At 70.4% G+C, this 21,886-nt stretch carries 15 protein-coding genes; 10 read left to right on the top strand and 5 right to left on the bottom strand.

Annotation, left to right across the window (positions count from 1 at the left end; translation table 11 throughout):
- Window positions 1–15: 15 nt before the first annotated feature.
- Both AC1HIL_RS01215 and AC1HIL_RS01210 read right to left on the bottom strand, forming a co-directional pair.
- Window positions 16–780 carry a winged helix-turn-helix domain-containing protein gene (locus AC1HIL_RS01215; protein ID WP_479670963.1) on the bottom strand — a complete coding sequence of 255 codons (765 nt, stop codon included), beginning with the start codon at window positions 778–780 and terminating at the stop codon, window positions 16–18.
- 150 nt (window positions 781–930) lie between these two features.
- Window positions 931–4,146 carry a bifunctional cytochrome P450/NADPH--P450 reductase gene (locus tag AC1HIL_RS01210; RefSeq protein WP_479670962.1) on the bottom strand — a complete coding sequence of 1,072 codons (3,216 nt, stop codon included), beginning with the start codon at window positions 4,144–4,146 and terminating at the stop codon, window positions 931–933.
- Between the two features lie 367 nt (window positions 4,147–4,513).
- On the opposite strand from AC1HIL_RS01210, the gene AC1HIL_RS01205 reads away from it, so the two are divergent.
- From AC1HIL_RS01205 to AC1HIL_RS01185, 5 genes are all read left to right on the top strand, one after another.
- Window positions 4,514–5,482, top strand: a complete 969-nt coding sequence (locus AC1HIL_RS01205; RefSeq protein WP_057594033.1) for a TRAP transporter substrate-binding protein — start codon at window positions 4,514–4,516, stop codon at window positions 5,480–5,482.
- 69 nt (window positions 5,483–5,551) lie between these two features.
- Entirely contained in the window at window positions 5,552–6,058 is a 507-nt protein-coding gene (locus tag AC1HIL_RS01200; protein ID WP_479670961.1) for a TRAP transporter small permease, read from the top strand.
- Window positions 6,051–7,352 carry a TRAP transporter large permease gene (locus tag AC1HIL_RS01195; RefSeq protein WP_413762194.1) on the top strand — a complete coding sequence of 434 codons (1,302 nt, stop codon included), beginning with the start codon at window positions 6,051–6,053 and terminating at the stop codon, window positions 7,350–7,352. The genes AC1HIL_RS01200 and AC1HIL_RS01195 overlap by 8 nt, the downstream gene beginning before the upstream one ends.
- A gap of 498 nt (window positions 7,353–7,850) precedes the next feature.
- Window positions 7,851–9,368: a hypothetical protein gene (locus AC1HIL_RS01190; protein WP_479670960.1), complete on the top strand. Its 1,518-nt coding sequence runs from the start codon at window positions 7,851–7,853 to the stop codon at window positions 9,366–9,368.
- Window positions 9,369–9,415: 47 nt separating this feature from the next.
- Window positions 9,416–9,613 carry a hypothetical protein gene (locus AC1HIL_RS01185; RefSeq protein WP_057594440.1) on the top strand — a complete coding sequence of 66 codons (198 nt, stop codon included), beginning with the start codon at window positions 9,416–9,418 and terminating at the stop codon, window positions 9,611–9,613.
- A gap of 43 nt (window positions 9,614–9,656) precedes the next feature.
- Here AC1HIL_RS01185 and AC1HIL_RS01180 read toward each other — a convergent pair whose 3' ends face one another.
- Window positions 9,657–10,349: a GntR family transcriptional regulator gene (locus tag AC1HIL_RS01180; protein WP_057594441.1), complete on the bottom strand. Its 693-nt coding sequence runs from the start codon at window positions 10,347–10,349 to the stop codon at window positions 9,657–9,659.
- A 232-nt stretch (window positions 10,350–10,581) separates the two neighbouring features.
- Between AC1HIL_RS01180 and AC1HIL_RS01175 the strand changes: the two genes are divergently transcribed.
- From AC1HIL_RS01175 to AC1HIL_RS01165, 3 genes are read left to right on the top strand one after another with little or no spacing between them, the layout of a single operon-like run.
- Window positions 10,582–11,400, top strand: a complete 819-nt coding sequence (locus tag AC1HIL_RS01175; RefSeq protein ID WP_479670959.1) for a LamB/YcsF family protein — start codon at window positions 10,582–10,584, stop codon at window positions 11,398–11,400.
- Complete coding sequence (locus AC1HIL_RS01170; protein WP_479672460.1) at window positions 11,400–13,004, top strand: 5-oxoprolinase subunit B/C family protein; 1,605 nt, start codon at window positions 11,400–11,402, stop codon at window positions 13,002–13,004. Before AC1HIL_RS01175 ends, AC1HIL_RS01170 begins: the two co-directional genes overlap by 1 nt.
- Window positions 13,001–14,728 (top strand): acetyl/propionyl/methylcrotonyl-CoA carboxylase subunit alpha, encoded by a 1,728-nt coding sequence (locus AC1HIL_RS01165; RefSeq protein ID WP_479670958.1) that lies wholly within the window; start codon window positions 13,001–13,003, stop codon window positions 14,726–14,728. The genes AC1HIL_RS01170 and AC1HIL_RS01165 overlap by 4 nt, the downstream gene beginning before the upstream one ends.
- 4 nt (window positions 14,729–14,732) lie before the next feature.
- On the opposite strand, the gene AC1HIL_RS01160 is transcribed toward AC1HIL_RS01165, so the two are convergent.
- Together AC1HIL_RS01160 and AC1HIL_RS01155 are read right to left on the bottom strand one after the other, a co-directional pair.
- Complete coding sequence (locus AC1HIL_RS01160; protein ID WP_057594443.1) at window positions 14,733–15,992, bottom strand: branched-chain amino acid ABC transporter substrate-binding protein; 1,260 nt, start codon at window positions 15,990–15,992, stop codon at window positions 14,733–14,735.
- Window positions 15,993–16,015: 23 nt separating this feature from the next.
- Window positions 16,016–16,687, bottom strand: coding sequence for a TetR/AcrR family transcriptional regulator (locus AC1HIL_RS01155; RefSeq protein ID WP_409976512.1), 672 nt, complete (start codon window positions 16,685–16,687; stop codon window positions 16,016–16,018).
- 178 nt (window positions 16,688–16,865) lie between these two features.
- Here AC1HIL_RS01155 and AC1HIL_RS01150 point away from each other — a divergent pair, with 178 nt between their 5' ends.
- Together AC1HIL_RS01150 and AC1HIL_RS01145 are read left to right on the top strand one after the other, a co-directional pair.
- Window positions 16,866–18,512 carry an AMP-binding protein gene (locus AC1HIL_RS01150; protein WP_479670957.1) on the top strand — a complete coding sequence of 549 codons (1,647 nt, stop codon included), beginning with the start codon at window positions 16,866–16,868 and terminating at the stop codon, window positions 18,510–18,512.
- 10 nt (window positions 18,513–18,522) lie between these two features.
- The gene (locus AC1HIL_RS01145; RefSeq protein WP_479670956.1) at window positions 18,523–21,822 is read left to right on the top strand and encodes a carboxyl transferase domain-containing protein; all 3,300 of its coding nucleotides are present in this window, start codon (window positions 18,523–18,525) and stop codon (window positions 21,820–21,822) included.
- Window positions 21,823–21,886 lie beyond the last annotated feature (64 nt).

Raw genomic sequence — 21,886 nt, 5'->3', positions numbered from 1 at the left:
CCGCCGCCGGAGCCTTCAGGCCTCGGCGTAGCCGGCCGGCTCGCAGGCGAACTCGGCCTGCGAGCGCACTTCCTGCAGCATGTAGCCGCGCCCGTAGGCGGCGCGCAGCACCAGAGCGCCATCCTCCTGCAGCGCGAGCTTCTTGCGCACGCTGGCCGCCGCGATGTTGAGCGCGCGGGCGCCCTCGTGCGGCGGCCGCTTCCACAGCGCGATCCAGAGGAACTCGCGCGTCAGCAGCTGGCCGAGGTGGCGGAACAGCATCAGCGCAAGGTCGAATTCGCGCGGATCGAGGCGCACCTCGCGCCCGCGCCGCAGCACCAGCCGTTCGTCCTCGAGAAAGCGGTAGTCGCCGCAGACCAGCTCCCGCGCTTCGGCGCCCGGCCGCGCCGGGGTGCGCGAGCGCGACAGCAGCGCGCGCAGGCGCCATTCGAGTTCGTGGCCGGCCAGCGGCAGCGGCGCGAAGTCGACCAGGCCGTGGCCATGGCACAGCGCCTCGACCGCGGGCGGCGTACGCCAGGCCGAATCTTCCGCGAGCAGCAGCATCGGCATGCGCCGCAACCGGCAGGCGGCCGAGAGGTCGGCCCAGGCGGTTTCGTGTTCGGGATGGAGCAGCAGCAGGTCGAAGCGCCAGCCACCCTGCAATGCCTTGAGCAGGCCGGTGGCGCCATGGAACGGCATCGCGCCGTAGCCGCGCCGCGCCATGCGCTGCGCGAGCGCCGCACCCCGGACGGCATCGCCGTCCACCACCGCCGCGCGCGGCGGTTCGTCTGCCCTGAGCATGCCCCATGCCTCCCGGTTGTTGATCGGATCGCGGATCCCGTGGATCTCGCGAGCCTTCGATCTTCAGCGGGAGGGTCTAGGCGTGAAAAACCAGAACCGGCGGAAAGTTAGTCCAACTGCTCCAACTTTTTTCGCGCGGCGAGGGGTGCCTCAGCTGCCGGCCCAGACGTCGAGCACATAGCGCTGGTCCGCGATCATCCGGTCCATCCACGCGGCGCTGTCCTGGCCGTGCTCGCGCGCGATGTCGGACAGCGCGCGCCGCACGTCGGGCTCCATGCGCGAGCCGTCGCCGCAGACGTAGACCACGGCGCCGGCTTCGAGCAGCGCCCACACCTGCGCCGCCTGTTCGCGGATCAGGTCCTGCACGTAGACCTTGCGCTCGCCCGCGCGCGAGAAGGCGGTGTGCAGCTTCATCAGGCCGCGGTGCGACCAGGCCTTCAGCTCCTCGGCGTAGATGAAGTCCTGCTCGGGATGGCGGCAGCCGAAGAACAGCAGCGCCTCGCCGAGCGCGGTGCCGGCCTCGGCCTGCGCCGCGCGCTCCTGCAGGAAGCCGCGGAACGGAGCCAGCCCGGTGCCCGGGCCGATCATGATCAGCGGGCGCTGCGCGTCCTCGGGCAGCCGGAAGCCCTCGGCCGTGGTCTCGCGCACCACGCCGTGCACCGTGTCGCCGGCCTCGGCGCGCGCCAGGAAGTTGGAGCACACGCCCTCGAAGGTGCCGAGGCCCGACCTGGCCGGGCCGCTGACCACGCCCACCGTCACGCTGCACTTGCCGGGCGTCATCGTGGGCGAGGAGGAGATCGAGTAGTAGCGCGGCGACAGCGGCGACAGCATCTCGAGGAACACCGCGAACGGCACCTGGCAGGCGCGGTGCTCCTCGAGCAGGTCGAGCAGCGACTTGCGCTTGTGCAGCACCTCGGCCTTGTAGGCCGCCTGCGAGGCCTCGTCGCTGCCCGACAGCGCCACCAGCTTCGGCCTGGTGAACGGGCATTCGGTGTAGGCCGCGAGCGTGGCGATCTGCTTGCGCGTGGCCACGTCCTGCAGCTCGACGTAGTCGCCCAGCAGGCGGTCGACCGCGATCACCTGCTCGACCGGCAGCGCCGGCTTGCGGCCCGCGATCGCATGCAGCCGCACGTGGGCCGTGCGGTCGAAGCCGAAGCGCGCCATCGCGCGCTCGACCTGCTTCGGGCTGTTGCGCGGCACCACGCTCAGGTGGTCGCCGGCGCGGTAGACCAGGCCCTCGGGCAGCATCAGCTCGACGTGGCGCGTGGAGCGGCCGGCCTCGCCGCCGGCGTGCTGCAGCTCGCGGTTCTCGATCACGCGCAGCGCCACCGCGCCCAGCGCGTCGACGATGGCGTTGTTCTGCGGCGGCGGCAGCTCCTCGAGCGTGTAGAGCGGTTCGCTCTGCGCGGGCGTGTCGGCGCCGGTCTTGATGTCGAAGGCCTTCACCAGCTCGGGCCACAGCGCGTCGCTCCAGTCCTGGAAGGCGCCGTCCATGTCCTCGCGCGCATCGCCCTCGCCGCGCGGATGCACGCGCGTGGCGCCCAGCGCCTCGAGCCGCTCGTCGATGCGCCGCGGCACCGCCTGGTAGGTGGCGGCCCAGTCGGTGTTGCCGCAGCCGAACACGCTGAAGCGCACGCCGTTGAGCGCGTCGTCGGCCTTGTCGAGCCAGCGGTGGAACTCGGCCGCGTTGTCGGGCGCCACGCCGTTGTACGAGGCGCAGACGATGGCCACCGCGCCGTTGGCCGGCAGCCGCTCGGCGTAGTCGTCGAGCGAGGCCAGCTGGGTCGAGAAGCCGCGCGCCTCGCCGGCCTCGGCGAGCTGGCGCGCCAGGTCCTCGGCGGTGCCGAGGTTGGAGCCCTGCAGCACCAGCAGCGAGGTGCCGTGGCGCGCGGCCTGCGGCTTGCGCGCCGCCGGCTGCACGGGCTGCACCGGCGCGGCGGCCGCGTCGTTGATGTTGCCGCGCGGGCGCGTCGCCGGGTCGCGCAGCAGCGCCTTGATCCTGAAGCCCTCGGGCTTGATGGTCAGCGCTTCCTTGATCTTGAGCTTGTAGCCGGTATGGTCGACCAGGTTGAAGCGCTGCAGGATCATGCCCAGCGTCAGCACCGCCTCCTGCAGCGCGAACTGGCGCCCGATGCAGGCGCGCTGGCCGTTGCCGAAGGGCTTGAAGGCATTGACCGGGCGCTCGCGCTCGGCCTCGCGGCTGAAGTTGTCGGGATCGAACTGGTCGGCGTTCTCGCCCCAGATGCCCTTGTCCCGATGCAGCGCCAGCGCATGCATGATGACCATGTTGTTCTTCTTGATCGTGTACTGGCCACCGATCTTGGTGTCCTCCTTCGCGCGCATCGAGATCGCGGGCGCGGTCGGGAACATGCGCAGCGACTCCTTGAGCACCTGCATCACGTACTGCAGCCGGTTGACCTGCGCGTAGGTGGGCTTGAGCGAGGTGTCGGGCCCGAACACGTTGTCGACCTCGGCCTGCGCCTTGGCCAGCGCCTCGGGGTTCTTCAGCAGGAAGTAGATGGCGAACGAGAGCAGGCCGCTGGTGGTTTCGTGGCCCGCGATGAGGAATTCGATGCACTCGTCGCGGATCATCTTGTCGGTGAGCTGCTCGCCGCTCTTCTTGTCCACGCCCGCGATCATGTAGCTCAGCAGGTCGGGCTTGGTCGCGATGTCGGCGCCGCTCGCGCGCCGCTCCTCGATGATGTCCTCCACCATCTTGTGCATGTAGCGGATGTCCTTGCGCTGCTGCGCCAGCTCCTTCTTGAGCATCAGCTCCTCGAGCGGCAGGCCGCGCCGGTTCTGCACCGTCTCGAGCGTGCGCACCATCGCGTCGACGAAGGGATGGAAGCCCTCGCGGTAGAAGGAGTTGAAGCGGTAGCCGAAGCCGCACAGGCCGATGGTGTCGAGCGTGAGCGCGGTCATGTCGCGCACCACGTCGACCTCCTCGTCGAAGTTCAGCCGCTCCCACTTGGTCACGAGCTGCCCCGCGATGTCCAGCATCATGGGGTGGTAGGCCTGCATGGCGCGCTGGCTGAAGTTGGCCAAGAGGATGTTGTGCGGCTTCGACCAGGTCTCCTCGTGGGTGTCGGAGGTGAACAGGCCGTGCGAGGCGGCGCGCAGCCGGCGCAGCGCGCCGCGCGTGCTCTTGTCGAAGCGCGCCTCCTCGCAGAGTTCGTCGACCAGCGCGGGCGACGACACCACGATCACCGGCATGCCCGGCATGTCCAGCCAGTAGATGCCGCCGAGCTCCTGGGCGATCTTCCACATGTCCAGCACCGGGGAGTCGGAGCCGATCGACAGCAGGTTGCCCACGAAGGGCTTCTTGGCGGGATGGGGGATCGGGTGGAGCGAGTTCTTGCCTGCCATGGGTCTGGATGTTGTGCTGCTGCGGGAGGCGGCCGCGGGGCGCGCCGAGGGGGAACGACCACTGGAGTATCGAAGCGGCTCCCCCGGCGGCAGGACGGGGTTTCCCTTAGCAAATGTCAGGGCCGCGGCCGAGGCGCCGCCGCGGTCCGTCCGCACGTATTCGGGTTTTCAGCATGCATCATTGTTGGGCATGCGCACTAGCATTGTTCAACAATTCGTGTGAACGGCATGCCTCCATAGTTTGAAATTGTTCATCTATTTGGCACGAGGCTTGCATCGGGGTGGGCAGGCCGGGGGACCGCGCCTGGATCACGTCGCACCGTTTTCCATCAACCCGGCCATGCCACTTCCTGGAGGATCTTTTTCCATGTTCCGAACGTCTCTTGCCGCCGTCGCGCTTTCCTGCCTGGCCGCTTCCGCGCTCGCGCAGACCAAGTGGGACCTGCCCACCGCCTATCCGTCCAACAACTTCCACACCGAGAACATCGCGCAGTTCGCCAAGGACGTCGACACGGCGACCGGCGGCAAGCTCAAGATCACGGTGCATTCGAACGCCTCGCTGTTCAAGGCGCCCGAGATCAAGCGCGCGGTGCAGGGCGGCCAGGCGCAGCTCGGCGAGATCCTGCTGGTGAACTTCCAGAACGAATGGCAGGTGTTCGGCACCGACGGCATTCCCTTCCTGGCCGACAGCTACGACGCGGCCTGGAAGCTCTACCAGGCGCAGAAGCCCGTGCTCGACAAGAAGCTCGCCGAGCAGGGCATCCAGCTGCTCTACACGGTGGCCTGGCCGCCGCAGGGCATCTTCGTGAAGAAGCCGATCGCCTCGGCCGCCGACCTCAAGGGCGTGAAGTGGCGCGCCTACAGCCCCGCCACCGCGCGCATCGGCGAACTGGTCGGCGCGCAGGCCGTCACCGTGCAGCAGGCCGAGCTCTCGCAGGCCATGGCCACCGGCGTGATCGAGTCGTACATGTCCTCGGGCTCCACCGGCTACGACACCAAGACCTACGAGTACATCAAGAACTTCTACGACACCCAGGCCTGGCTGCCGAAGAACGCGGTGCTGGTGAACAAGAAGGCCTTCGAGGCCCTGGACAAGCCCGTGCAGGACGGCCTGCTGAAGGCGGCGGCCGAGGCCGAGAAGCGCGGCTGGGAGCTGTCGAAGAAGAAGAACGTCGAGTACCTCGACCTGCTCAAGAAGAACGGCATGACCGTGCTCGCGCCTTCCGAACAGCTCAAGAACGACCTCAAGAAGGTCGGCGACACGATGCTCAAGGAATGGGTCGAGAAGGCCGGCCCCGAGGGCCAGGCCGTGGTCGACGCCTACCGGAAGATGTGAGCGCGCGGGGCTGCACCGATGAATGCGAACACCATGCGGGCCAGTGCGCCGGCCTCCGGGGCGGCCTCGATGCGCAGGTCCCTGGACTTCCTCTACGACAGCGCCGCCGCCCTGGCCGCGTTCTTCCTGTTCGCCTTGCTGGTGATGGTGCTGCTGTCCATCCTCGGGCGGCAACTGAGCTTCAACGTGCCCGGCATCGATGCCTACGCGGGCTACATGATGGCGGCCAGCGGCTTCCTCGCGCTGGCGCACACGCTCAAGCGCGGCGAGCACATCCGCGTGACGCTGGTGCTCTCCAGCCTCGGCGCCGGCGCGCGCCGCTGGCTCGAGCGCTGGGCCATGGGCGCCGGTGCGCTGCTGGCGGCGCTGTTCGCCTTCTACTGCGTGCGGCTGGTGTGGCAGTCCTGGGCCTTCCACGACGTGTCGACCAGCAACGACGCCACGCCGCTGTGGGTTCCGCAGCTGTCGATGGCGCTCGGCGCGCTGGTGTTCGCCGTCGCGGCGGTGGACGAGTTCTTCATCGAATGGAACGGCCGCCCGCAGCGCGCCGACGGGGAGGCCTTGCGCCATGAGTGACATCGCCATCGCCGGCCTCCTGATCCTCTCGCTGTTCCTGATCCTGGGCAGCGGCGTGTGGATCGGCCTCACGCTCTCGGGCGTCGCGTGGATCGCGATGCAGCTGTTCTCCTCGCGCCCCGCGGGCGACGCGATGGCGGTCACCATCTGGGGCTCGGCCTCGGGCTGGACGCTCACCGCGCTGCCGCTGTTCGTGTGGATGGGCGAGATCCTGTTCCGCACGCGGCTGTCGCAGGACATGTTCAGGGGCCTCGCGCCCTGGATGCAGGCCCTGCCGGGCCGGCTGCTGCACACCAACGTGGTGGGCTGCGCGATCTTCGCGGCCGTCTCGGGCTCGAGCGCTGCGACCTGCGCCACCATCGGCAAGATGAGCCTGCCCGAGCTCAAGCGCCGCGGCTATCCCGACGACATGGTGATCGGCACGCTGGCCGGCGCCGGCACGCTGGGCCTGCTGATCCCGCCGTCGATCATCATGATCGTCTACGGCGTCAGCGCCGACGTGTCGATCGCGCGGCTGTTCATCGCGGGCATCGTGCCGGGCATCCTGCTGGCGCTGCTGTTCTCGGGCTACATCGCGTTCTGGGCCCTGCGCCATCCCGAGCGCGTGCCGCCCGCGGACGCCAGGCTGCCCTTCGCCGAGAAGCTCAAGGCCTCGATGTCGCTGATCCCGGTGGCGCTGCTGATCCTCGGCGTGCTGGGCTCGATCTACGCGGGCATCGCCACGGCCACCGAGGCCGCGGCCGTGGGCGTGGTGGGCGCGCTGATCATCTCGGCCTCGCAGGGGGCGCTGAGCTGGACGACCTTCAAGGAAGCGCTGCTGGGCGCGACGCGCCTCTATTGCATGATGGCGCTGATCCTCGCGGGCGCGGCCTTCCTCACGCTGGCCATGGGCTACATCGGCCTGCCGCGCCACCTGGCCGAATGGATCGGCTCGCTGGGCCTGTCGAAGTTCCAGCTGGTGGTGATGCTCGCGCTGTTCTACATCGTGCTGGGCTGCTTCCTCGACGGCATCTCGATGGTGGTGCTGACCATGGGCGTGATCATGCCCACGGTGATCTCGGCGGGCATCGACCCGATCTGGTTCGGCATCTTCATCGTGCTGGTGGTCGAGATGGCGCAGATCACGCCACCGGTGGGCTTCAACCTGTTCGTGCTGCAGGGCATGACCGGCAAGGACCTGCTGTACATCGCGCGCGTGACGCTGCCGATGTTCTTCCTGATGGTGGCCGCGGTGCTGCTCGTCTACTTCGTGCCGCAGCTCGTGACCTGGCTGCCGCAGCAGATGACGCCCTGACCCGCTGACGCACGCCATGCGCCGCTGCCCGTTCCTTCGCACCGCCGGTCGCAGGCGCCTGCGTGTCGCGCAGCTGCATGCGGCGGAGCGCGCGCCGCCCGCGTTCGCCGCGTCCTGAATCCTCGCGCTCCACGACGAGCACCCGCCCCCGGGGCGGCGTGCGGGACGCGCTCGTCCCGCGCCACCGAAAAAAGTGCAAAGCAAAAGGGAGTCTGTTTCACGCACCGCCGCGCGGTGCGGCCAGGCCGGAGGGATTGCCATCGAGAAAGCCATCGACGACCCATCGCAGAACGACCAGGGAATGAGAAGGCGCCGCAGTGCGCCATGCCCGGACAGTTTTCAGAAGGAAATCGAATCATGTTGACACGACACAGAGTGAAGCTTTCGGCCGTTTCGGTCCTCGTTGCGGCCGTGGTCGCGGCCTGCGGCGGCGGTGGAGGAGGGGACAGCGTCGTCTCCATCGTTCCGCCCGCCACGGGCAATCCACCACCGTCTTCCATGACCAAATGCAGCTGGGATGCCAGTGCCAAGCTGGCCTACGAGGAGCGCCGGCTCGCGACGCCGCTGCCCTACAGCACCGCCTCCGTGGTGGGCATCGACGAGAGGCCGCTCGCCGAGCGCATCGTGAAGGACACCGGCTTCGACCAGTTCGCGCCGAACTTCTCGGCCAAGCTGTGCGCCAGCGATGGCACGACCACCGTGGCCGGCTACGACGCGGCGGTGACGCTCGTCAAGTCGGAGGGCGCGGCCCTGTGGCGCGCGGCCGTCGACCGGGTGCAGGGCCGCCGTGCCTCGCCCGTTGGCAGCCAGTTGCCCAACAGCGACGACCGCATGCTGTACTGGGCGCGCGTGCAGATGACCAAGGTGCTGCGCCAGTGGGCCCCCGAGTTCGCGCTCTCGGAGGCACAGAAGGCGTCGCTCCAGTGGGAGTTCGAGCGTGCCTCGCGCGGCCAGTACGACATCGAACTGCCTGAAGGCAATGCGCCGGGCGGCGGCAAGTACCGTCGCATGATTGTGAGCGGCTTCGACACCTTCACGCTCGGCGCGCTGGGCACGCCCAACACCGGTCTGCGCAACGGCAACCCCTCGGGCGCGACCGCGCTCGAGATGGACGGCCGCGAGATCACGCTCGACGACGGCAGCGTGCTGCACGTGGAGAGCTACATCCTGCCGGTGAGCTACGACCCGTTCCACGCGGGCATGCAGGAGGACACGCTGGGCCCGTGGTTCAAGGCCGGTCCGAAGCGCGTCGACGCCTCGATCACCATGAGCCAGGGCAGTGCCAACGTCTTCAATCTCGAGCAATGGAACGCCCGCTACCACGGTCCCTCGGCGGGCAACGACGGCATCATCTATTGCCCGGTTGGCAACAGGCTGCCGAAATATGTGCTGCCAATCGGCACCATCACCGTGCCGAACACCGCGCCGATCTCGATGCCGGGCTCGGGCTGCGACACCAACCCGCAGTCCCGCTGGCTGGGCTACGACGCCATCAGCGCCTGGCTGAAGGAAGCACCGCCGCAGTTCACCACCTCGTCGCTGCCGATCGCCGCGATGGTGACCGGCAAGACGAATGCCGGCATCCCGCGTCCGCCGGGCGCCACGAGCGAGGGCGCCGAGGGCTTCGACGTGACCTGGCACACCAACTACTCGTACTTCGCGGACTGCGAGAACGAGGCGGGTACGACTGTGGCTTCGAACGGCGTGATGAACGCCATGCCCGATCCCTCGCTGGTGAAGGCCCCGCCAGCCACCGCCTGCGCGCAGTCCGGCGGCGGCGGCAACTACCTGTCGAACGAGAGCGCCTACCGCAACACGCTGCTGCGCGATACCTTCAAGCTCGACATCCCTGCCGGCCACATCCATGTGCCGGTGATGACGAACTTCTTCACCGCCGCCACCGGCGGGGTGCCCGACGACAACGCCATGACCGACGCCCGCTTCGAGGCCTACCGCACGGCGATCGTCGCGCAGACGAAGAAGTTGCTGGTGGTGATCGGCAACAACCTCAAGTGACGGGGCACGGCATTCGCTTATCTTCACGAACACACGAAAGCATCACCATGAAACTCAAGCTCACCCTCGCCGCCGCCTCGCTGCTGCTGGCCGGTCTCGCCATGGCACAGCCCAGCGAGTACTACCTCTGGAAGAACAACAGCACGGGCAAGACCGTCTGCGAGCCCGACATGCCCGCGGACAAGTGGACCAAGCAGTCGGGCCCTTACGAGGACCCGAACTGCAAGATCCGCCTGCCGGGCTGAGGTCGCTGCGCGACGGCCCCGCGCCGCGGGGCCGCTGCGCGGCTCAGACGCTCCAGCCCGAATCGTTGATGTGCCGCGCGTAGACCGCGAGCACGATGCGTTCGGAATGGACCAGGTAGTCGTTGAGCGCCGCGGCGGCGCGGGCGAATTCGCCGGCCTCCGCGAGCGCGAGGATGTTTTCGTTCATCTCGACATAGGGCGCGTGCAGGAACTCGGCGTCGCGCAGCAGGCCGAAGGCCAGCCGCAGTTCGGCCAGCACCGAGCCGAACAGCAGGTTGAGCCGCTCGCTGTCGGCGAGCTCGACCACGGCCATGTGGAAGGCCATGTTCGCCGTGCCGACGCCGAGCCACTCGCCCGCGTCGCGGCAGGCCTTCGCGGTATCGACCGCCTCGCGCATCTTCTTCTTCGCGGGATGCCGCGGGTAGGCCTGCGCGAGCGCCTGGCATTCGATCAGGCGGCGCACGCGATAGATGTCGATGATCGACGCGATGCTCGGGATGACCACGAACACGCCGCGGTTCGGCGCGTGCTTCACGAGGCCGTCCTTGGCGAGCATGCGGAACACCTCGCGCAGCGTGTTGCGCGAGATGCCGAGGCTCTCGCTCAACGACTGCTCGGACAGGCGCTCGCCGGGCATGAACTCGCCCTGCGTGATCTTCTGCCGCAGCGCTTCGGCCATGCGCTCGCTCAGGGCCTGGGCGGGGGGAGTCAGCGGTTCGGAAGCTGGGGAGGTCATGCGGATGGGGGATTCCAGGGGTGAGGGGTTGTAGCAGATTCCGTTCCTCGCGCCGTGGTGCCTCGGGCACGGAACCAGGGTTTGCCCCTGAGAGTCAGCATACATATTGCTCAACTGATTGATTGAATTGTTCAACAATCAAATAAACTTCGTTCCAACAAAACGGCCAGATTCGAGTCGATCCCATGTTCTTCATGCGCCTTCCGAAGCCCTCCCTCCCGCGCCCGGCCCGGTGTCCGCTTCGTCCGGGTACAGCGACGTGAGCACGCTCGACCTCAACAGCGACCTGGGCGAGAGCTTCGGCGCCTGGCGCATGGGCGACGACGCGGCGATGCTCGGCATCGTGAGCAGCGCCAACGTGGCCTGCGGCTTCCATGCCGGCGACGCGGCCGGCATCCTCGACACGCTGCGCCATGCCAAGGCCCATGGCGTGGCGGTCGGGGCCCATGTGTCCTATCCCGACCTCGCGGGCTTCGGCCGCCGCGCGATGGCGATGGGCAGCGCCGAACTCGTGGCCGACGTGATCTACCAGATCGGCGCGCTGCAGGGTCTGGCCCGCGCCGCGGGCACCTCGGTGCGCTACGTCAAGCCGCACGGCGCGCTCTACAACGCCATCGCGCACGACGAGCGGCAGGCGCGCGACGTGATCGCCGCCATCCGCGCGATCGACGACCGGCTCTGGCTGGTCGGCCTCGCCGGCTCGCCGCTGCTCGGCTGGGCGCGCGCGAGCGGGCTGCGCACGGTCTCCGAGGCCTATGCGGACCGCGCCTACCGCGCCGACGGCACGCTGGTGCCGCGCAGCGAGCCGGGCGCGGTGCTGCACGACGCGCAGGCGGTGGCGCGGCGCATGCTGCGGCTGGCCACGCACGGCGAGGTCGAGGCGATCGACGGCAGCACGCTGCGACTGCAGACCGATTCGGTCTGCGTGCATGGCGACAGCCCCGGCGCGGTGGAGATGGCACGCGAGGTGCGCGCCACCTTCGAGCGCGCGGGCGTCGCGGTGCGGGCCTTCGCGCGCGACGAAGAAGAGCTGGCGGGAGCGCCGCGATGATGCGTTTCCTGCCGGTCAACCTCGACGCGCTGCTGGTCGAACTCGACGACCTCGCGCAGACGCTCGCGCTGCTGGCCTCGCTGCAGGCCGAGCCGATAGCGGGCATCGAGGAACTGGTGCCGGCCGCGCGCACGATCCTGGTCCGCTTCCGTCCCGGCGCGGTCACGCACGATGCGCTCGCGCGGCGCATCGGCGGGCGCCGCCTCGACGGCAGCATCGAACGCGCGGGCCGGCGCATCGAGATCCCGGTCGACTACGACGGCGAGGACCTCGGCGAGGTCGCGCGGCGCCTGGGGATCTCGCGCGAGGAGGTGATCCGCCGCCACACCGGCCACGACTACACCGTGGCCTTCACCGGCTTCGCGCCGGGCTTCGCCTACCTGAGCGGCGGCCACCCCAGCCTCGACGTGCCGCGCCGCACCACGCCGCGCACCCGCATCCCTGCCGGCGCGGTCGCGCTCGCGGGGCGCTTCAGCGGTGTCTATCCGCAAGCCAGCCCCGGCGGCTGGCAGATCATCGGCGTGACCGCCACGCCGATGTGGGACCTGGGCCGCGCGCAGCCGGCGTTGCTGCAGCCGGGCTGCACGGTGCGCTTCGTCGATGTCTCGGGACAGGCCGCGCCAGCCATCGCGCCACCCGTTCCGGCCCCGGCGCCATCGGCCGCGCGCGAAGGGCCGGCCCTCGAGATCCATGCCATCGGCCTGCAGGCGCTGTTCCAGGACCTGGGCCGCCACGGGCTCGCGGGCCAGGGCGTCTCGGCCTCGGGCGCGATGGACCGCGGCGCGCTGCGCGTGGCCAACCGCCTCGTGGGCAATGCCAGCGACGCGGCCTGCATCGAGATCGTCGGCGCGGGCTTTCGCTTCAGCTGCCGCGGCGATGCGGTGGTGGCCTTCGCGGGTGCCGACGTGCCGCTGCAACTGCGCAGCGCCGGTGGCATGCGCTGGACGGTGCCCACGCACGAGGCGATCGCGCTGGCCGACGGCGACAGCCTCACGGTCGGCGAACCGCGCGCGGGCCTGCGCAGCTACCTCGCGGTGCGCGGCGGCTTCGAGGTGGCGCCCGTGCTCGGCAGCGCCGCCACCGATACCCTGGCGCACATCGGCCCGCCGCCGATCGTCGCGGGCGACCGTCTCGCGCTGCGTTCCGTGGCGCGCGGCGCCATCGTCGGCCTGCCCGACGCCGCGCCGCCCGCGCTGCCGACCGTGCACGAGGAGGTGGTGCTCGACGTGGTGCTGGGCCCGCGCACCGACTGGTTCACGCCCGAGGCGGTCGCGCTGCTCGCGAGCCAGCGCTGGACCGTCACGCCGCAATCCAACCGCGTCGGCCTGCGGCTCGCGGGCGAGACACCGCTGGCGCGCCTCGACACCGCCGAGCTGCCCAGCGAGGGCACCGCGCTCGGCGCGATCCAGGTGCCGCCGAGCGGCCAGCCCGTGCTGTTCCTCGCCGACCATCCGCTGACCGGCGGCTACCCGGTGATCGGCGCCGTCGCCACCCACCACCTCGATCGCGCCGGCCAGATCCCGGTCGGCGCGCGCCTGCGTTTCAACCCGGTGCGCGCCTTCGACGCGCACTGCCTTCCCGCTCCTTCCTCCGACACGCCATGAAGAAAGTCCTGATCGCCAACCGCGGCGAGATCGCCGTGCGCATCGCGCGCGCCTGCGCCGACTACGGCGTGCGCTCGGTGGCCGTCTATGCCGACGCCGATTTCGACGCGCTGCACACGCGCGTGGCCGACGAGGCCCATGCGCTCGAGGGCACGCGCCCGGCCGACACCTACCTGGCCATCGACAAGCTGCTGGCCGCGGCCGCGCGCAGCGGCGCGGACGCGGTGCATCCGGGCTACGGCTTCCTCTCGGAGAGCGCGGCCTTCGCGCGCGCCGTGATCGAGGCCGGCCTGTGCTGGATCGGCCCGCCGCCGTCGGCCATCGAGGCCCTGGGCGACAAGGTGCAGGCACGCCGCATCGCGCTCGAGGTCGGCGCGCCGCTGGTGGCCGGCACGCCGGCGCCGGTGCGCGATGCGCAGGAGGTGCTGGCCTTCGCCGAGGCGCACGGCTTGCCGATCGCGATCAAGGCGGCCTTCGGCGGCGGTGGCCGCGGCCTCAAGGTCGCCTGGCGGCTCGACGAGGTGGCCGAGCTCTACGAGTCGGCGGTGCGCGAGGCCGTCACCGCCTTCGGCCGCGGCGAGTGCTTCGTCGAGCAGTTCCTCGACCGGCCGCGCCATGTCGAGGCGCAGGTGATCGCCGATACGCACGGCCGCGTGGTGGTGCTCGGCACGCGCGACTGCTCGCTGCAGCGGCGCAACCAGAAGCTGGTGGAGGAGGCACCCGCGCCCTTCCTGAGCGATGCGCAGCGCGAGCGCATCCACCGCGCCGCGCACGACATCTGCGCGCGCGCCGGCTATGTCGGCGCCGGCACGGTCGAGTTCCTGCTCGGGCCGACGGGCGCGATCTCCTTCCTCGAGGTCAACACGCGGCTGCAGGTCGAGCATCCGGTGACCGAGGAAACGACCGGCATCGACCTCGTGGTCGAGCAGCTGCGCATCGCCGACGGGCTGCCGCTGTCGGTCAGCGAGACGCCCGCGCCGCGCGGCCATGCCTTCGAGTTCCGCATCAACGCCGAGGACCCGGGCCGCGGCTTCCTGCCCACGCCCGGACCGGTGCGCCTGTTCGAGCCGCCCTCGGGCCCCGGCGTGCGCGTCGACACCGGCGTGGTCTCGGGCTCGAGCGTGCCGGGCAGCTTCGACTCGCTGATGGCCAAGCTGGTCGTCACCGGCGCCACGCGCGCGCAGGCGATGGCACGCGCGCGCCGCGCGCTGCGCGAGTTCCGCATCGAGGGCGTGGCCTCGGTGCTGCCGTTCCACCGCGCCGTGGTGGAGGCGCCCGACTTCGTGGCCGAGGACGGCTTCAAGGTCCACACGCGCTGGATCGAGACCGACTTCGCGCAGCCGCTGGCCGCGGCCGTGCGCGCCGAGCCCGTGCGCGATGCCGCGCTGCTGCGCACGGCGGTGGAGATCGACGGCCGGCGCGTGACGCTGGGCCTGCCGCCGGCGCTGCTGCGCGGCATCGGCGATGCGCCCGCCGCACCGTCGTCATCGCCGCAGCCCGAGGAGGCCGCAGACCCCGCCGCCGTGGCCGCGCCCATCACGGGCACGCTTCAGGCGTGGACCGTGGACGAAGGCTCGCTGGTCGCGCAGGGCGACCCGATCGCGGTGATGGAGGCGATGAAGATGGAGGTGCAGGTCGTGGCCCACCGCGCGGGCCGGCTCGCGCGGCTGGCCGCGGGCGCGGCGCCGGTGGTGGCGGGCACGCCCATCGCGCGCATCGGCTGAGCGTTCAAGGGCGGACCATCTTGCAGTCGGTACCCTGCGCCAGTTCGTTGCCGCTGTAGACCGCGTCGGTGCGGAAGCCGTAGTTCGTGCCTTCCCAGCCCAGCTTCACCGTCTTGCCGTCGACCGGCGCGATGGTGTTGACCACCTGCGGCAGCAGCAGCTGGTGGTCCTCGCCGCGCATGCGAACCGGGCCCACCACCGAGTCGTAGCTCAGGTCCTCGAGCGCGCGCGCCACCTTCACCGTGTCGGTGCTCGCGGCCTTCTCGATCGCGGCCGCGAGCAGGCGCGGCGTCATGTCGATGCGCGGCGCGAGGAAGTCCTTGCCGGTCTTGGCCTTGTAGGCCTTGGCCAGCGCATCGACCTTCGGCGTGCCGGCCTGGCCCGGATGCCATTCGGCGACCCAGGTGAGCTGGCCCAGCTTCGCCTGCGACACCGCCGTGACCGTGCCCGGCACCGAACCCGCGCTGTGGTTGAAGTAGCGCAGGTCGTAGCCGGCATCGCCCGCGGCCTTGAGCAGCAGCGTCATGTCCTGGCCCCAGTTGCCGGTGATGACCGAGTCGGCTCCGCTCTGCTTGATGTTGGCGATGTAGGGCGAGAAGTCCTTGACCCGGCCGATCGGATGCAGCGCCTCGCCCACGAACTGGATGTCGGGCCGCGCCAGGCCCACGAGCTGGCGCCCGTAGCTGGCCCACTGCTTGCCGTGCGCGTAGTCCTGGTTCAGCAGGTAGACCTTCTTCACCTCGGGCGTCTTCTTGATGTAGTTGGCCAGTGCCTTCATCTTCATCGCCGTGTTGGCCTCGGTCTGGAAGTGCCAGAAGCTGCAGGCCTTGCCGGTCATCTCGGGATCGATCGACGAGTGGTTGAGCACCAGCAGTTCCTTGCCCGGGTTGCGCTGGTTCCAGCGCGCCACCGCCTGCACCAGCGCCGTCACCACCGAGGAGCCCGAGCCGCCGGTCACGATGGCCTTCGCGCCCTGGTCGATCGCGGCCTGCAGCGCGCTCTGGCTCTCCTGCGCCGAGAGCTTGCTGTCGAACTGCAGCAGCTGCAGCTTCGTGCCGCCGAGCACGCCGCCCTTCGCGTTGATCTCCTCGATCGCGTACTGCGTGTGCATCAGCATCAGCTCGCCGACGTTGGCGAAGGGACCCGAGAGCGGGTCGATGTAGGCGAGCTTGTAGGTCTGCTGGGCCTGCGCGGTGCCTGCGGCACCGGTGGCGATCAGGCAGGCGAGCGCGATCCGCGCCAGGGGCGCCGGGTGGAACTTCATGGTGTGTCTCCTGGGATGGGTGGTCAGTGGCCGGTGCGCAGCCCGATCACGCGGCTCGCGAGCTTCGTGAGCTCGGCCACCACCTCGTCGGGCGAGAGCCGTCCGCCCGGGCGGTACCAGCTGTAGAGGAAGCCCGGCAGGCTGCAGGCCGCGAGCGCGGTGATCTTGGTCTCGTCGAAATCGAGGTCGCCGTCGCGCCGCGCCTGTTCGAGCAGCGGGCACAGCAGGTCGTAGAAGTGGTGCGCGAGCTTCTTCTGCGCGGCCAGGTATTCGGGCCGGTAGACCTGCGGTTCGCGGTACGGGAAGAAGGCGGCGGGGTGATGCGCGACGGTGGCGCGGATCAGCCGCTCGATGCCCTCGAGCACCTTCTCGCTCGCGCGGCGCGGATCGTCGGCCGCGAAGTCGAGCGCGGTGAAGCAGTCGACCGCGGGGCGCCAGGAGATGGTCTCGAAGATCTCCTGCTTGTCGCGGAAGTAGTAATAGACGAAGGGCTTCGTGACGCCGAGCGCGCGCACGATCTGCGCCATGGTGGTGTTGGCGTAGCCCTGTGCCGCGAACAGCTGCGTGGCGGCCTGCAGGATGCGCTCGCGCTGCAGGTCGGTGCCCTGCGTGGCGGCGCGCTGGCGGCCGGTGCCCTGCGGCAGGTCGGGGCGCGCCGTGAGGGCCGCGGCCTCCGTCGCATGCGCCTCGTGCATGCCCTGCATGCCTGGCGCGCGTGGAGGATCGTCCTGCTCCGCGCGCGCCTTGCGCCCAGAGGGTTTGTGCCGTGTCGCGGAAGTTATACCCATGGGTAGGATTGTTCGTGCACCATCCGGCGATGGCAAGCGCCCGCCAGGCGCGAGCGGCTATCGATAACCCTGAGAAAGTGACGCCATGGAGACAACCGACGAACCCTTGCTGCGCGCGCTCCCGCCGCGCGCGCAGCAACCGCTGCACGACTACCTGCGCGCCCATGCGCGCGAGCGCGGCGAGCATCCGGCCTGCCACTGGTACGGCCATGCGATGAGCTGGCGCGAACTGGACCGCGCGAGCGATGCCTTCGCCGCGCGGCTGCAGGCCCTGGGCGTGCGCAAGGGCGAGCCGGTGGTGCTGTTCCTCAACAACTGCCCGCAGTACCTGGCGGCGCACTTCGGCATCCAGAAGATCGGCGCCATCGTCTGCCCCAGCGGGCCGCTCAACAAGGAGCACGAGCTCGCCTACCAGGTCAACGACCTGAAGGCGCGCGTGATCGTCGCGGCCGCGCCGCTGCTGCCGGTGGTCGAGAAGGTGAAGCCCGGCAGCGCGCTCGAACACGTGTTCGTCGTGCACTACGCCGACCTCTTGCCCAAGACGCCTGAGACGCCCGCGCTCGACCTGCCGGCCGAACTCGCGGCCGAGCGTAGCGCCGAACGCACGGTGCCCGCGGGCTGCGAGGACTTCCTCGCCGTCATGAACGCCGATGCGAAGCCGCAGCCGGTGGCGATCGCCATGGACGACGTCGCGCTCATGACCTACACCTCGGGCACCACCGGCTTGCCCAAGGGCGCGATGCTCAGCTACGGCAATGCGCTGTTCAAGACCCGCGCCGCGGCAGACTGCAACGGTGTCGGGCCCGACGACGTGCTGCTGTCGATCGCGCCGCTGTATCACATCGCCGGCATGCTGATGGGCGTCAACGTGCCGGTGCTCACGGGCGCGGCCTCGGTGCTGCTGCACCGCTTCGATCCGCGCGCGGCGCTGCAGGCCATCGCGCGCCACCGCGTGAGCTGGTGGTACAGCATCGCGCCGATGAACGTGGCCTGCATGCAGCTGCCCGACATCGCGGGCTTCGACCTCGCGAGCCTGCGCATGAACCCGGTCACCAGCTTCGGCATCGCCTTCACCGAGCCGCTGGCCGCGCAGTGGCGTTCGCATGCGCCGAACTGCACCTCCTTCGAGGCCGCCTACGGCCTGAGCGAAACCCACACCTGCGACACCTACACGCCGCGCCATGCGCCGCGCTGGGGCACGCAGGGCGTGGCGGTGCCGGGCGTGACGATCCGCATCGTCGACACGGAAACGCAGGCCGACATGCCCACCGGCGAGGTCGGCGAGATCGTGCTGACCAGCCCGGGCTCGTTCAAGGGCTACTGGAACAAGCCCGAGGCCACGGCCGCCACGCTGCGCGACGGCTGGGTGCACACGGGCGACATGGGCAAGCTCGACGCCGACGGCTACCTCAGCTTCATCGGCCGCTTCAAGGAGATGATCAAGGTCTCGGGCTACAGCGTGTTCCCCGAGGAGGTGGAAACCATCCTCATCAAGCATCCGGCCGTGGCGCAGGCCGCCGTGATCGCGCAGCCCGATCCCGAGAAGGGCGAGGTGGTCAAGGCCTTCGTGGTGCGCAAGCCCGGCGCCGAGATCGCGGCCGAGGCACTGATCGCCTGGTCGCGCGAGAACATGGCGAGCTACAAGGCGCCGCGCTTCGTGAGCTTCATCGATGCATTGCCCACCACCGGCGCCGGCAAGGTGCTGCGCCGGCTGCTCAAAGACAAGAACTGAAAGACCCCGCGTGTTTTCCAAAGTCCTGATTGCCAACCGCGGCGAGATCGCCGTGCGCCTGGTGCGCGCCCTGCGCGACCTCGGCATCGCCAGCGTGGCCGTGCATGCGCGCGACGACGCCTCGGCCCTCCACGTGCAGCTGGCCGACGTGGCGCTCGCGCTCGACGCGACCGGGCCCGCGGCCTACCTCGACATCGGCGCGCTGATCGCGGCCGCGAAGGCGCAGGGCTGCGACGCGGTGCATCCGGGCTACGGCTTCCTCAGCGAGCGCGCCGACTTCGCGCAGGCCTGCGCCGATGCGGGCCTGGTCTTCATCGGGCCCACGCCCGAGCAGCTCGCCCTGTTCGGCGACAAGGCGCGCGCGCGCGAACTGGCCACGCGCTGCGAGGTGCCCGTGATGCCCGGCAGCGCGGGCGCGGTGACGCTCGCGCAGGCGCAGGCCTTCTTCGCCGAGCAGCAGGCGCAGGGCGCGGGCGTGATGGTCAAGGCCATCGGCGGCGGCGGCGGGCGCGGCATGCGCGCGGTGCTCGAGGCCGGCGAGCTGGCCGAGGCGCATGCGCGCTGCATGTCGGAAGCGCGCGCGGCCTTCGGCATCGAGGGCGTGTACGTCGAGCGGCTGATGCGCGATGCGCGCCACATCGAGGTGCAGGTGCTCGGCGACGGCAAGGCCGTGGCCAGTCTCGGCGAGCGCGAGTGCACCCTGCAGCGGCGCTTCCAGAAGCTGGTGGAGATCGCGCCCAGTCCCTCGCTGCCCGAGGCGCTGCGCGCGCAGCTCACGCAGGCCGCGCTGCGCATGGCCCGGGCCGTGGGCTATCGCGGGCTCGGCACCTTCGAGTTCCTGGTCGACGCGGCCTCGGCCACGCTGCCCTTCGTCTTCATCGAGGCCAATCCGCGGCTGCAGGTCGAGCACACGGTGACCGAGGCCGTGACCGGGCTCGACCTGGTGCAGCTGCAGATCGCGGTGGCGGCCGGTGAGTCGCTGGCCACGCTCGGCATCGAGGCCGACCGCACCGCGGCGCAGCGCGGCTTCGCGCTGCAGTGGCGCATCAATGCCGAGACCCTCGATGCGCAGGGCCAGGCGCGGCCCTCGGGCGGCACGCTCGCGCGCTTCGAGCTGCCCGCCGGGCCCGGCGTGCGCGTCGACACGCACGGCTATGCGGGCCTGGCGCCCTCGCCGCACTACGACACGCTGCTGGCCAAGCTGATCGTGCATGCGCCTTCGGCGCGCTTCGCCGATGCACTGCGCCGCTCGCTGCGCGCGCTCGACGAGTGCCGCATCGAGGGCATCGCCACCAACCTGCCGCTGCTGCGCGCGATCGCCGCGCGGCCCGAGTTCTCGACGCAGGCGGTGCACACGCGCTTCGTCGAGGCGCACCTGGGCGACCTGCTGGCGGCCGCAACGGCGTTCGAGAAACGCGCGAAGGAGATCGCGCCGGTCGTCGCGCAGGTCGCAACTCCCGAGATCGATGACGTGGACGACGGCCTCACGGTCAAGGCCCCGATGCCCGCGAAGCTGGTGCAGTTCGAGGTCGCGGTCGGCGACGTGCTGCCCGCGGGCGCGCAGCTCGGCGTGCTCGAGGCCATGAAGATGGAACACCTGCTGCACGCGCCCACCGCGGGCCGCGTGGTGGCGCTGCTGGCCGCGCCCGGCGACTACCTGGTCGAGGGCCAGTCGCTGCTGCGGCTGGAGGCGGTCGACGCGCAGGCCGTGCACAACGAGGCGCGCGCCGCGCACGACCTCGACGCGATCCGGCCCGACCTGAAGAAGGTCATCGACCGCCATGCGTTCACGCTCGACGAGAACCGCCGGGCCGCCGTCGACAAGCGCCATGCGCAGGGCGGGCGCACCGCGCGCGAGAACATCGCCGACCTCTGCGACAGCGCGTCCGATCCCGGCAACTTCATCGAGTACGGCGCGCTCGCCATCGCGGCGCAGACGCGCCGCCGCACGCTCGAGGATCTGGTCGCCAACACGCCGGCCGACGGCATGGTGACCGGCATCGGCAGCATCAACGCGAGGCAGTTCGGCCCCGAGAAGTCGCGCTGCGCCGTGCTGGCCTACGACTACACGGTGCTGGCCGGCACGCAGGGCATGCGCAACCACCACAAGACCGACCGGCTGCTCGCGGTGGCGCACCAGCTGCGGCTGCCGGTGGTGCTGTTCGCCGAGGGCGGCGGCGGCCGGCCCGGCGATACCGACATGCCGATCGTGGCGGGCCTCAACAACCACACCTTCAGCCAGTTCGCCGCGCTCTCGGGCAAGGTGCCGGTGGTCGGCATCGTGCATGGCCGCTGCTTCGCGGGCAACGCGGCGCTGCTGGGCTGTGCCGACGTGATCATCGCCACGAAGGGCAGCAACATCGGCATGAGCGGCCCCGCGATGATCGAGGGCGGCGGCCTCGGCAGCTTCGCGCCCGAGCAGATCGGGCCGAGCAGCGTGCAGTCGCGCAACGGCGTGATCGACATCCTTGTGGAGGACGAGGCCGCGGCGGTCGCGGCCGCGAAGCAGTACCTGTCGTACTTCCAGGGGCCGGTCGCCGACTGGCAGTGCGCCGACCCGCGCGCCTTGCGCCACGTGGTGCCCGAGAACCGGCTGCGCGTGTACGACGTGCGCGCCGCGATGCGCGGCGTGGCCGACACCGGCTCGCTGCTCGAGCTGCGCGCGGGCTTCGGCGCGGGCATCGTGACGGCGCTCGCGCGCATCGAAGGCAGGCCCGTCGGGCTGATGGCCAACAACCCGCACCACCTGGGCGGCGCGATCGACGTGGAGGCGGCCGACAAGTCGGCGCGCTTCATGCAGCTGTGCAATGCGCATGGCCTGCCGATCGTCTCGCTGTGCGACACGCCGGGCTTCATGGTCGGCCCCGAGATCGAGGCGCAGGCGCAGGTGCGCCATGTCTGCCGCATGTTCATGGTGGCCTCGCACCTGCGCGTGCCCTTCTTCGCGGTGGTGCTGCGCAAGGGCTACGGCCTGGGCGCGCAGGCGATGACGGCCGGCGGCTTCGACGCGCCGGTGTTCACCGTGGCCTGGCCCACGGGCGAGTTCGGCGCGATGGGGCTCGAGGGCGCGGTGCGGCTGGGCTTCCGCAAGGAGCTGGCCGCGGCCGCCGAAGGGGCCGAGCGCGACGCGCTGTTCAAGCAGCTGGTGGCGCAGCAGTACGAGAACGGCGAGGCGATCCACATGGCGCAGACGCTGGAGATCGACGCCGTGATCGATCCCGCGCAGACGCGCGACTGGCTGGTGCGCGGGCTGGCCTCGGCCGCCGGGCGGCGCGAGGAGGCGGTCGCGCCCTACGTCGACACCTGGTAACCCGCGCGCAGACCTTGTCACGCGCAGTGACAAGGCGGCTCCGTACACTCTGGCGCTTTCGCCC

This window comes from Variovorax sp. ISS6 (assembly GCF_056523145.1).
Note: the sequence above shows the minus strand (reverse complement) of the source record. Positions and strands in the feature narration are given on the sequence as shown.